The sequence below is a fragment of the Carboxylicivirga linearis genome, from assembly GCF_018271995.1.
GTDB lineage: Bacteria > Bacteroidota > Bacteroidia > Bacteroidales > Marinilabiliaceae > Carboxylicivirga > Carboxylicivirga linearis.
This window is the reverse complement of sequence record NZ_JAGUCO010000003.1, coordinates 445873-459983: the sequence shown is the minus strand read 5'-3', so window position 1 is coordinate 459983 and position 14111 is coordinate 445873. Positions and strand designations below refer to the sequence as shown.

4 protein-coding genes are annotated in these 14111 nt (G+C 38.4%); all 4 read left to right on the top strand.

Annotated features, from left to right (window positions below; all coding sequences use genetic code 11):
- Positions 1-44: 44 nt before the first annotated feature.
- On the top strand, positions 45-2867 hold the full coding sequence (locus tag KEM10_RS07320; RefSeq protein ID WP_212215325.1) for a T9SS type A sorting domain-containing protein: 2823 nt from the start codon (positions 45-47) through the stop codon (positions 2865-2867).
- A gap of 295 nt (positions 2868-3162) precedes the next feature.
- Positions 3163-7764 (top strand): rhamnogalacturonan lyase family protein, encoded by a 4602-nt coding sequence (locus tag KEM10_RS07315; RefSeq protein ID WP_212215324.1) that lies wholly within the window; start codon positions 3163-3165, stop codon positions 7762-7764.
- Between the two features lie 65 nt (positions 7765-7829).
- Positions 7830-12395, top strand: coding sequence for a rhamnogalacturonan lyase family protein (locus KEM10_RS24725; protein ID WP_212215323.1), 4566 nt, complete (start codon positions 7830-7832; stop codon positions 12393-12395).
- Between the two features lie 225 nt (positions 12396-12620).
- Positions 12621-14108 carry a sulfatase family protein gene (locus KEM10_RS07305; protein WP_212215322.1) on the top strand — a complete coding sequence of 496 codons (1488 nt, stop codon included), beginning with the start codon at positions 12621-12623 and terminating at the stop codon, positions 14106-14108.
- The last annotated feature ends 3 nt before the right edge of the window (positions 14109-14111 follow it).

Sequence of the window (14111 nt, the reverse complement as noted above, 5' to 3'; positions counted from 1 at the left end):
TAATGCTATTAATACATATTATTATTCAACTAATTTCATTTATTATGAAAAAACTCTATCTAAACAAGTTAAAAACTTTAAGCATTGCAGCAGCCTTATTCTTAGCAGGCTCAAGCATAAATGCACAATCAGACCTAACATGGTTAGGTGCCTCTAGTGACGATGCTGGAATTGAAGCTAACTGGGATCCGGCTACTGACACAGAAGGAAACGTTATTAATATTCCAAACGCTGAGAACTATACCTACATTTGTACTTTTAAGGAAACAGGTGTAAACAGATCCATTAATATGTTATACGTTGCAGCTAACGATTCAATCGTTGAAGACGGAGTTGAGACTGTTTACCTTGATCGTGGAGAAATTCTTTTTGATGTTGGTGCTGATACCATGACCATTGTTCAACCAAATAAAGAGTTTATATACTTGGGTGGTAAAATCAAAATCAATTCAGGTACCATCAACTTCAGAACTTCAGCCAACTTTTACCTCGAAAATGACACTTCTGAATTACACATGACCGGTGGTACAATGACAACCGGAACATTCTTAATGGGTAAAAACGGAAGAAGTGGCGGTAAAATGATTTTAGAAGGAGATGCCATTTTGTACGTGGGAGATATCTTCCGTTGGCAAAATGATTTTCCTACCTATCGCAGTTACACTTACATTTCTGATGATGCTAAACTTATTGCATCAGGCGACAGAAGTGGTGTTATGACCGAAGCTTTTGAAGCTGGTCACATTCAAACTTCAGAAGATCGCGATATTGTAATTAAATATGATGCACTTGCTAACAGAACTGTTTTATCAACCAGATTAAAATCAGCATTTGTTATTGAACCTACTGACAGACAATCATTAATTGCAGGTGAAGCTGGAGATTCAGTATATGTAATTCAAAATGATGGTTATGCAGGTATGGAAAGTATTGAATGGGTTTATGGTACAGAAGATGGAAACTATACAATGACCTTTGATCCTGCAGAAACTGATACTTATATTAAACCTGTATTCCCTGTTTCCGGAGAATACTTCCTTGCACTAAAAGGAACCATGGGTGGTACTGATTATTTCAGTAACAGTATCGAAATTGCCGTTGCTTCAAACGTGGTAATTGTTACTCCTGCAGAAACACAATATTTACGTTTAGATCAGGAATCAATCATGTTAACAGCTTCCGGAACTGACGGAGCTACATCAGTTGAGTGGAAATATTCAACAGAAGCAAGTGGTCCATTTGTATCATTTGACACACCTGTTACAGGACCTGAATTCAATGCCAACTTTACAGAAACGGGTATTTATTTCGTAGTATGTGAAGCTGAAATTAATAGCAATGTTGAACGTACTGTTGCAGTTCAGTTTAATATCATCGGTGCCAGCGATAGATTAAATTTAGTTTGGGAAGGTGATGAATCAACTGAAGCTAGTTACATGCTTAACTGGACACCTGCCGCACACCTGAACCTAAATAATATAAAGGTTACCACTGATACTGAAACAATGCCTGTATGGGAAGAAAGTGGCGTATTTACAGTGTACGGTATGGATGTTTGGGAAGGTGCTACATTCACTATTAATAATTCACTTCAGGACACTATGAAACAAAGAGGTGATATTTGGTTCAATGGTGGAATTATTGTTGAAAACGGAGTATTTGTTAAACAACAAAACTTCTTTAGAACAGAAAATGCAAATGCCTATGTATCTGTTAAAAATAATAGTACTGCTATTTTTGAAGGAACCTATTTATTAGGTCAAAAATCATTGGCTGCAGGTGGACACATCTATGTTTCTGAAAATGGTACTGTAATTTTCCAGGGTGGCATTGGTCGTGTTTCTCCTAATGAAGGACAAACTGAGATGCACATTGAAGGAAATGGTCAATATATATTTGAAGGTGACGCCAGAGGTGATATTGCTGATTTCTTTTACGGAGTTGAAGATGGTGAAGGTGGATATACTTCATATCCTAAATTCATTGTTCCTGATGGTTATGAGGCAAAAATGGTATATGATGTAAATGCTGATCAAACAATTATTAATGCATTTGATGTAACAGCTTTTGACATTGAAAATACTGAAGAACAACAATTAGCTGCTAACCAACTATCTGAACCATTACGATTAATAAATTCAGGATTCTATAGTTCTTTTGAATGGGTTTGGTCAACAGACCGTGAAGGTCCATACGAATCATTTAGCACTCCTATTACAGGAGCAACAGCACAAGTTTCATTTGCTGATCCTGGTACTTACTTTGTAAAATGTATTGCTGATGGAAGTGATGAATCTGCAAACTTTGCAATCATTACAATTGTACCAATTGCAATCACACCAGCTGACGATCAAATTATTGCTTCTGGAGAGCTAGGTACAACACTTACTGCATCTTATGCAGCTGGTTACACTCTTGTAGAGTGGATGTACAGAGCAAAAGGAACAGAAACATATAGCTCTTTGTCTGACCTTACAGGTTCTGTTGAAAACGGTGAAACCTACCAACCTTACGGGGAAACCATTGGTACTCACTTTATCGTTTGCGCTTTCTACGATCCGGATAACAATCTTGTTTACACAAACGAAGTTGGTATTTGGGTTGATGAAGAACCTACAGGTATCAAACCTAATGAAGAAGTTGGTATTAAAATGTATCCAAATCCATCTGATGGTAACTTCTTTATTGAAATTGATTCCAACGAACCTGCTACCATTGAAATAATCAATACTGCCGGAGCCTTAGTTAGTAAACAATTAGTAACTGGTGCAGGAGCTGTTCCTGTAACTGTAAAAACAAAAGGTTTATACCTTGTTAAAGTTACTGCCGGTACAGCCGTTAAAGTAGAACGAGTTATAGTTAAATAATTTATCACAATTAAAGGAAAGCTCTTCACAGAGCTTTCCTTTTTAATCTTTAAACAAAAACACAACTCTAAACGTACAATATAAAACCAACCACCTACCTTTAAATAACCTGAAGTCCTGACTTATATGGGAAATGCCTTTTAAGAAGGCATTCTTGCTTTAAAAATATTAAGAAAAGAAAACAACCGATTATAAAGTAACAACAACAATTACAGCATATAACAGAGAAGCTCTCTGTCCTTAAATAAATTGAGTGTTATCATTACCTGTTTTTATGAAAACTAAATCATTAATAATGAAAAATTTCAAACTCTTGACTCAATCTTTTATGATACTATTTATCTTAGGATTGTTTCAAAATACAAGTGCACAAAGAAAGATGGAGGCTCTTGACAGAGGGGTTGTTGCCGTTCAGTCAGGAAATGATGTTTACGTAGGATGGCGTGTACTTGCAACCGAATTACGACAAGTTACCTACAATATCTATCGGGATGGAGTAAAGCTAAACACTACACCTATTACCGGAGCTACCAACTATTTGGATACATCTGGCAGTGCCTCTTCAAAATATTCTGTTTCAGCTATTATTGATGGAGTTGAACAAGATCCTTCCAATGAAGTAAGTGTATGGGCCAATCAATATCTGGATATTCCTATTACAAGTGTCGATTATCCTTACAATAAATATAATTTAAGCGATGCTTCTGTCGGTGATCTTACGGGTGATGGACAATATGAAGTTATCATTAAAAGACTTGCTGTTGATCAAAGTCAATATGCAACCGATTACAATTTACTTGAAGCCTATAAGTTAGATGGCACACACATGTGGACCATTAATTTAGGCCCTAACATGAACGATGGAACCGAAATTAACTTTCTGGTTTATGATTTTGATGGCGACGGCAAAGCTGAAATTGCAACTCGTACTTCTGATGGAATGATTGATGGAACTGGTGTGGATATTGGTGACCGGGATAATGACGGTGTAATAAATTATCGTTACTCACTGGTTGAAAATTCTACCCTTTATCGCACAGAAGGCCCCGATTATATTTCCATTTTTGAAGGAGAAACAGGAAAGGAATTAGCCTGGGATAATTATATAGCAATGGCACCCATATCACAATGGGGTACTCCCGGGATGCATCTTGGGCAATATGCACACCGAGCCAATAAATGTATGTGGACAGTTGCCTACCTGGATGGCAAAACTCCAAGTATGGTTAATGGTCGAGGCATTTACCACCGTATTAAGATGGAAGCATGGGATTGGGATGGAACCAACTTAACCAAACGTTGGGCCTGGGATAGTGATCCTAACGGAGTAGCCACCGAGTATACTGGGCAAGGAAATCACAATTTGAGTTGTGCCGATGTTGATGATGACGGATGTGATGAGATTGTTTATGGAGCAATGGTTATTAACAATGATGGTACCGGCTTATATTCAACACGTTTTGGACATGGTGATGCTATTCATGTTAGTGATATGGATCCGGATAGAAAAGGATTGGAAACCTGGCAATGCTTAGAAGGTGGAAATACCTGGGGAGCAACCTTAAGAAGCTCGGCTGATGGAGAGTTACATATTCGTTATCGGTCAAACCGAGATTGTGGTAGAGCTGCTGCAGGTGATATCAACCCAAACTACCCAGGCTGGGAGCTTTGGGCTGCTACAGAATGTCCAATGTATAATGTTGATGGCCAAATAGTAGGATCTAACAATGTAGCAATGAGCCAAATGATTTGGTGGGATGGCAATCTTACCCGTGAATTTCTCGATCATTCTGGATTCTCAACCTCAATAGGCTATGGAACACCTGAAATAACAAAATACAACCCTACCACTCTTAGTGCCTACAGAGTTTTACTTGCAACTGGCACTGCATCCAATAACTGGACCAAGGGAAATCCTTGTTTACAAGCTGACATACTTGGTGATTGGCGCGAAGAGTTTATCGTTCGTAGTACCAATAATTCATTCTTTAGAATATATACTACAACGGATATTACTAATTTCAGGATGCCGACCCTGATGCACGAACCTCAATATAGAATTGCTATCTCATGGCAAAACAATTCTTATAACCAACCTCCACATACAGCCATTTATTTAGGAACGGAAACAGAAGAAGCTGTCCCCTATCCCATTATCAATAATAAAATAGCATGGGTGTCTGGACCTGATTGGGGAAGCGGAACTGCAACATGGATAGATGAAGATGGAAACACGGTTAATTACAGCGATGGCGCCAACGTTCTGTTTGACTTTACAGGAGAAAATACCAGTTCGGTCAATATCAGCACAACCATTTCTCCGGCTAGCCTCACTGTATTCTCGCAAGATGATTACACATTTGATGGTACTGGAAAATTATCGGGTGATATGGAATTAATAAAATCCGGGACAGGTAAACTAATTATCAACAATGCCAATGATTATTCCGGTGCTACCAAAGTATATAAAGGAAGTTTGGTGGTAAACGAAAGTTTAACTGCAAGTTCGGTTGAAGTTGGAATGTTTGGCGAATTATTCTTGAATGGATCAGTTGCTAATGGAGTAACTATTATGTCTCAAGGCAAATTATACGCCGGTTCAGACATTTCATCCATAGGAACAGGAACTATCAATAATGGATTAGTACTTACTGAAGGCTCTAAATGCTTCTTTGACTTATCTTCAACAACCTCTGGAGATAATGACATTATAAACGTAACTGGTGATCTTACCGTTTCAGGGAAAACATTTTTAACCATAAACAGAACTGCCGGAACTTTAGACCCGGGTACATATAACCTGATTACTTTTGATGGAACCTTCAATGGTTCTATTGAGGACATTGAATTACTTGGAGTGAATGATGTTGCATGCCAACTGATTGTTGCTGATAACAAACTTTCATTAGAAGTATTGGAAGTAAGAGAAAATACTAAATTATTTTGGTCAGGGAACAATGGTGATGTGTGGGATTTTGCAGGTGCTTATAACTGGCTGAATAACGATGTTGAAGAGTGGTTTTTAGGTAACGATACCGTTTACTTTACTAATGATGCTGCTGAATACACAATAAATGTAACCGAGAATGTGCCAATTGGAAATATGACCATTGATGCAAGTAACGACTACACATTTAATGGTGAGGGAATCATCTCCGGAGAGGGTGGATTAACAAAGAAAAATACCGGAAGATTATTCATCAATAATACAAATGAGTTTACCGGCCCTGTTTTTTTAGATGGAGGATATGTACAAGTACCATACATTTCTAATGCCAACACAGCTGGTCCACTAGGGGCTGCATCAGGCGAAGCCAGCAACTTTATTGTAAATAGAACTACTCTATTTTTTAACGATGCTGATTTTACAACCAACAGAAATATTACCATTGGCGATAACAATGCCATCTTCTATCTGTCAGGTACCACAAGTATGACAATGGGGGGAAGTTTCACCGGTAATGGTACCCTGATAAAAAATGGAGATGGAACCTTAAATCTAACTGAAATCAATACACATTCAGCAACTTCTATAAATGGAGGTAAAATTGTTCTCCAATCCGAAGATGCAAACATAAGCGGACTGGGAGATCTGGTTACTCTTAAAAATGCAACTCTTTCAATGGCCAATAGTACCGGAACCGAAACAAATACCCAGTGGAATATTGATGTTCCGTATGGCTACGAAGGACTATTAAATTTGGATGGTAGATCAACCATTAATGGAACACTAACTGGTGGTGGAGTTTTAAACCTTAACACACCCTATGTGCGTCCTCATTTAGATGGTGACTGGTCTGCTTTTTCTGGCCAAATTAATGTCAACACATCTAACAACGGGTGGTTTATTTGTGGAAACAGTAATGGATACCCCAACTCATCGGTTTATTTAGGTGATAATGTTTTTGGTGTGTGGAGACATTCGTATGATGCCACCATTGAAATAGGGGAACTAACAGGTTCTGCTTCATCAGAGTTAGGATCCGGAGAAGCAGGTGCTGAAACCTTAACCTGGAAAATTGGGGGCTTAGGGACCAATTCTACTTTTGATGGAAAAATTTCTAACAGATACTATAAGAATTCGGGTCCCCAAACAGCCATCATAAAAACTGGAAACGGAAGATGGAGTTTAACAAACTCAAATTCATATACGGGAGGAACAACCATTGAACAAGGTACCTTAATTGCCGAAAACACAAGTGGTAGTGCAACCGGAACAGGTGATGTTTACGTTGATGCTAATGGTTCATTAGCGGGTAACGGCTTTATATCTGGTCTGGTGACCATAACCGCCGACGGTAATTTAAGGCCCGGATTAACCACGCAGCTGGGTACCTTAACTATTAGTAACGACCTTATTTTAGAACAAAATAGTAACTTATACATCAAAGCAATAGCTTCTGCTTCCTCTTCAGACAAAATAGAAGTAAATGGCTCTATGTCAATTAGTGGCAACTTATTAATCAATAATTTAAGAGGCAGTTATTCTACCGGGCAATCATTTACTATAATGGATGCATCATTAATTACAGGCCAATTCTCTTCTATCTCACCTGAGAATCCAGCTGATGGATTATACTGGGATACATCTGAATTATACACATCTGGTGTAATCAAAGTTTCTGATACTCCAACCGGAATTTTGGATAATGAATACAATACTGAACTGGTAATCTATCCAAACCCAACGGATGGACAGATTCAAATAGACCTTTCCAATATTTATGGAAATGGTATCATCACTGTGGAGGATTTAAGTGGTACAACAGTATTTACCGATAATATTGAAGGTGGCAAAATAGCGCCTGTTTCATTAGAAAATCTTTCTGCAGGTGTTTACCTTATTAAGGTTCAGATAGACAACGAATATTACATCAATAAAATCATCATCTCTTAAAGAATATTACCCCTTGATTGAGGATTTAATCAAGGGGTATTTACTATGCTAAATCTATTTTATCTATGAAAGTAAACTTTACGATAATATTAACAGGATTGCTTTTAATACTCTTTCCTGTTTTTTCATCTGCTCAGCGTCAAATCGAAGATCTTGATCGCGGAGTAGTTGCTGTTCGAACCAGTACCAGTGAAGTATTTGTTAGCTGGCGGTGGCTGGGAACAGAAGATGATGACGTTTCATTCAACCTGTATCGTGATGACACAAAAATCAATGCTGAACCAATCTCTGAATCTACCAATTACATTGATAATTCATCTGCTGATGCACAGTACTTTGTTGCGGCAATAGTAAATGGTGTTGAACAGGCTAAATCAGCAGCTGCACCTATTTGGGGCAACCAATATTTAGAAGTAAACCTTAATCGACCAACAGGTGGAACAACTCCTGATGGAGTTTCCTACTCATACTCTCCTAATGACTGTAGTGTAGGCGATTTGAATGGTGATGGTCAATATGAGATTATTGTCAAATGGGATCCTTCCAATGCAAAAGATAATTCTCAATCAGGTTATACGGGTAATGTATATTTAGATGCATACACATTAGATGGAACTCAGCTTTGGAGAATTGATTTAGGAATTAACATCAGAGCCGGAGCTCATTACACACAGTTTCTGGTATATGATTTTGATGGTGATGGCATAGCTGAATTGGCTTGTAAGACAGCCCCGGGTACAAAAGATAATTCGGGAAATTATTTAAGCACCGGACCGGCAGCTACAACCAACCACCTAGCCGACTACAGAAATTCAGGTGGTTACATCTTATCCGGGCCGGAATATTTGACCGTTTTTAGCGGCGAAACAGGAATTGAATTGGCTACGGTTAATTACGAACCACCACGTGGTTCTGTCAGTTCGTGGGGTGATAGTTACGGTAACAGAGTAGATCGTTTCCTTGCTTGTGTTGCTTACCTCGACGGAGAAAAACCTAGTATAGTTATGACTCGTGGATATTATACCCGTTCTGTTTTAGCTGCCTGGGATTGGAATGGAACTCAGCTGAGTCAACGTTGGATATTTGATAGTAATAATCCGGGTAATGGGGCATATTACGGACAAGGTAACCATAACTTAAGTGTGGCCGATGTTGATGGCGATGGGAAAGATGAAATTATCTACGGCTCCTGTACTATTGACAATGATGGTACTGGTTTATATTCAACTGGATTAGGACATGGAGATGCCTTACATGTTTCAGATATGGATCCCGATCGTCCTGGATTGGAAGTTTTTATGCCTCATGAAGATGGAGGAAATGGAATGACTTATCGCGATGCTGCCACAGGTGAAGTGCTATGGCAAATAAGGGCACCAGGTGAAGATGTTGGTAGAGGTGTTGCGGCCGATATTAGCCCTGATCACAGAGGATATGAAAGATGGTCATCTACCGGAGCAGGCACATATAATGTAGATGGTGAAGTAATAGGAGGAAAAACAGCCATGAACTTTTTAGCTTGGTGGGATGGCGACCTAACCAGGGAATTATTAGATGGTATTACTATTAGCAAATACAATGTTGGAAACTTATTAACTGCATATGGTTGTGAATCAAATAACAGCACTAAAGCAACCCCTAATTTATCTGCCGATATATTAGGTGATTGGCGAGAAGAGGTAATCTTCAGAACATCAGACAATACGAAATTACGAATTTACACAACTACACACGAAACAAGTCATCGTTTCAGAACATTAATGCACGATCCACAATACCGGTTAGCTATTGCCTGGCAGAATGTTGGCTACAACCAACCACCTCATCCGGGATTTTTTCTAGGAACAGGAATGGATACTCCTCCCCTGGCCCCTATTTCTCAAGCTAAATTAAAATGGGACGGTGCATCAGGTTTTAACTGGGATATTAATAATTCAGCAAACTGGAATTTGAAAGACGGAACAACTTCTGTATTCTCTAATGGAGATGATGTTTTGTTTTCTATCTCAGGTAACAATACATCTGATATTCTGATCAATCAAACCATTGAACCATCCAAGGTATCTATCATTAGTCCCAATGACTACACTTTTTCCGGAACAGGATCGCTCAGCGGTGATATGCAATTGATTAAAAGTGGATCGGGTAGCCTGACCATAAAAACAACTAACAATTATACTGGAAAAACACTCGTATCTGAAGGTATACTAATCGTCTCAGGAAATATTGAAACCAGCGTAGCGACTATTGAAAGCAGAGGTGCAATCTCAGGATCTGGCGTATTGGGAGATGTCTCTTTACTTCAGAAAGCAACTTTATGGGCTGGTAAATATACCGAAGCTGCAACTACCACTATTAATGGTAATTTACTTGCAGAGGACAATGCCAATTTTAATTTCGATCTGAGTGATGATCCAACAGGATCAATTAAGACCAATGATCAAGTTGTTGTTAACGGAGATTTAACTATTGGCAATAACATCACCATCACAGTGAATAAGCCAGATGGTACTTTAAGTGGTGGTACATATACCTTATTTAGCTTTACCGGCACATTCTCTGGGGCAATTGAAAATATTGAAATTATTGGCTTACGCGAATTAATTACCAGTATTGAAGTTGTTGATCAAACTATTGTCTTGCATACAGAGGTACCTCGCGAACCTGCTTCTATTATCTGGAGTGGCAGTGACAATAACACTTGGAATTTGTTGCAAAATACCAATTGGATTAATAACGGTGTAATTGACTTTTTTGCTTTTGGTGATAACGTTTTATTTGATGAAACAGGAAACCATGAGGTGGTTGTTGGCGATGAAGTATCAATTGGCAGTATGGAAGTAAATTCTACTTCTGCTTATACTTTTTCAGGCAAAGGTTCAATTAGCGGTTCAGGAGGACTAATCAAATCTGGTAGTGGTAACCTTACCTTAAATGAAAACAATACTTTTACAGGTAATGTGGAGTTAACCTCAGGATTTACGTTTGTGACTCATTTGGATAATATAGGAAATCCAAGTTGTTTTGGATACGGAAGTACTGATCCGGGTAGTATTACTTTGAGTGGTGCCGGCATCTATTTTTCCGGTACAAGCAGTTCAACAAACAGAGGCATTACTATAGGTGAAAATAACGGACAAATAAATGTTTCAACAGGTAAAACATTAACATTGGATGGTGTTATAACAGGTAATGGTAATTTTAACAAACGAGGTTCTGGCTTGCTTAACCTTTCTTCTGCCAATACATTAGCTGGTACATTCACCATTAGTGAAGGAAACGTAAATTTACTTACCGAGGCTGCTAATTCAGATGGATTTGGTACAAATAGTGTAGTTATTAAAGATGCCACCTTATCAATGCTCAACAATTTAGGCACATACAGTAGTATTAACTGGAATATTGAAGTACCTTATGGGTATATTGCATCCATAAATCTTGATAGCCGTTGCGATATGTACGGCACTCTTGTTGGAGAAGGAACACTTAACTTAAACAGCCCTGCCAACCGGGCACACCTTCAAGGCAACTGGTCCGGTTTCACTGGTCAAATAAATGTTACAACCACTAATAATGGATGGTTTATATGTGGTAATGATCAGGGATATCCTCAGGCTTCAATTAGCTTAGGCGATAATGTGTTTGGTGTATGGCAACATGGACGCGATGCAACAATTGAAATTGGAGAGCTATCAGGAGCTTCAACCTCAGAACTTGGTTCTGGCGAAAGAGGAGCAACAACCATCACCTGGAAAGTGGGTAACTTAGGCACTAATGCCACATTTGATGGTAGAATTACTAACACTGCTTATAAAAATGCTGGCGCTCAAACTGCCATCGTAAAAACTGGTACGGGCCGATGGACTCTAACTAATTCTAATACTTATACACAAGGAACCATCATTGAAGAAGGCAGTTTAATTGTTTCCAACACAACCGGCAGTGGTACTGGAACAGGTTCCGTATCAGTTGAATCTGCAGGATCGCTGGCTGGAGATGGATCTATTTCCGGAGCTGTAACAGTTAGCAATGGTGGTAATCTAAGACCTGGTTTGTTAACTCAAATTGGTTCTTTAACTATCAATAATTCGGTAACTATGCAGAGCGGAAGTAACTTCTTTATAAAATGTCTTGCATCTTCAGGCTCTTGTGATAAATTGGTTGTAAATGGAAGTCTCATTGCTAACGGAACTTTAAATATCAATAACCTTAGAGGAAGCTTCACTAATGGTCAATCGTATCAGGTAATTGATGCTAACATTATATCTGGAAGCTTTGAGGCTATCAGTCCTGAAACACCGGGAGATGGTTTATATTGGGATACTTCCGATTTGTATACCAATGGTATTATTAAAGTAACAGATGTACCAACAGCCATTTCGTCTGTTAAAAACAATGCCAACATATCAGTGTACCCAAATCCGGTTGAAGACCTATTACATATCGACATAAATTCTGCATTTAATAGTGCAATAATTCAAACCAGAGATATGTCAGGTAGATTAATTAACCATCAAATTATTGAAAGTAGTATATCTGAAATTGATTTCTCTTCTCTTTCCAATGGAGTATATTTCATAACTATTACAGTCAATAATGAATCATACATTACTAAAATAGTTAAAGAATAAGTCGAATTTCTTACATATTAATAGGCTTTTGGTTGAGATATTACACTTACCAAAAGCCTATTTTTTTGCACTGTATTCAATTACATGGATAAGGATTTATATCCATTCCGAAAGCAGATAATTGCAGCTATTTTTACTTCTCTCATTACAACACAGCTTTGTTATTGAGAAGAATATTAACGAATCCAGGATATGAAACAACTACATCATACAAAGAAATGTATAGTGAAAAGCTATATCGGAATCATCATGTTCTTGGGAATCCTTATTTTTCCCGGTTGTCAAACAGTGCAAAAATCAGAACCTACAGCACCACCCAATATCATTTTTTTAATGGATGACCAACATCGATGGGATGCATTAGGTGTGGTTGATTCAAGTATGCACACCCCGGCCCTTGACAAACTGGCGAAGGAAGGTGTACGGTTTACTCAGGCTGTATGCCAGGCTCCCATGTGTGTTGCAAGCCGCAATTCAATGATGTTTGGCCTCTATCCAAACCAAGTAGGAATAGTTCGGAACCAACACGGTTTACAAGATTCTTTATTGCCTGCAAAAACCTTGATGCAACTCTTACAGGAAGCTGGATATGAAACTGCCGGATTTGGTAAAACTCATTGGGGAACCAGTTCGCAGCCTTTTATTCCATCAACCAGAGGATTTGAAACACGCTATATTGGTGAGTGCCGAGAACAAAATGCAGTGATGATGATTGATGCTGATCCTGCAAAGAAAGAGCGTTATAACGAAGAAGTAAAAGAATACGGCGGCGGCGAAGAAAGACCTATTGGCTACATTGGTAAAACAAGTGAGATTGACGAAGGAGATCATCGTGATGGTTGGGTATTTGACCAGTGCATTAAATACATCAATAAGAGAAATGATGAAAGACCACTCTTCTTATATCTCTCATTTCTTAAACCACATGCCGGACATAATGTTCCAGAAGGCTACGAAGACTTCTACGATTTAAAAAACACCCAATATGCACAACAACCTCCATGGGAAGAAGACCACTCGGAGCATGCCGAAGGTGTTAACCGACGTGATATGTATATCAATTTCTGGAAAGATGCCAATGAAGAACAGTGGAAAGAAATGACCATGCGTTACAAAGCTAACTGCTCTTGGATAGATCATATGTTTGAGAGAACGCTTGCTGCATTAGAAGACAAAAAAATACTGGATAATGCAATTATCATTTACGTATCGGACCATGGTGAGATGCTGGGTGAACGATTTTATCGATTTAATAAATATTGTTTATACGAATCAAGTGTTAGGGTACCATTTATTTTATCAGGAAATGCCTTGCCAGAAGAGTTGAAAGGCAAACTTGATGATAGAAATGTTGAACTGGTGGATGTACTTCCTACTTTACTTTCCACTGCTGGTATTGATCACCCTAAAAAGGCAATGGGCATTAATCTGCTCGACACTACCCAAAACAGGCAAGGAACCTTTTGCGCTTTGCATGAAAAGAAGAATCAGGCTTCTTTTATGTGGAGGAACAGCCCTTATAAATTAATTCTGGTAATGAATAGAAAAGCTAATATTTCCGATTATACCGAGGAAGATATTATATCAGGTGAATTTTACGATTTGGAGAATGATCCACAAGAATGGAATAATCTGTATGCGACTTCTGTTGGTAATCCGGTATTAAAAAAGATGAAAAATGAACTATTACATCAAATAAAGTCGCAGGAATAAAAC

Coding starts and splice junctions, on each gene's coding strand:
- KEM10_RS07320 (WP_212215325.1), top strand. CDS start 45: ATGAAAAAACTCTATCTAAACAAGTTAAAAACTTTAAGCATTGCAGCA.
- KEM10_RS07315 (WP_212215324.1), top strand. CDS start 3,163: ATGAAAAATTTCAAACTCTTGACTCAATCTTTTATGATACTATTTATC.
- KEM10_RS24725 (WP_212215323.1), top strand. CDS start 7,830: ATGAAAGTAAACTTTACGATAATATTAACAGGATTGCTTTTAATACTC.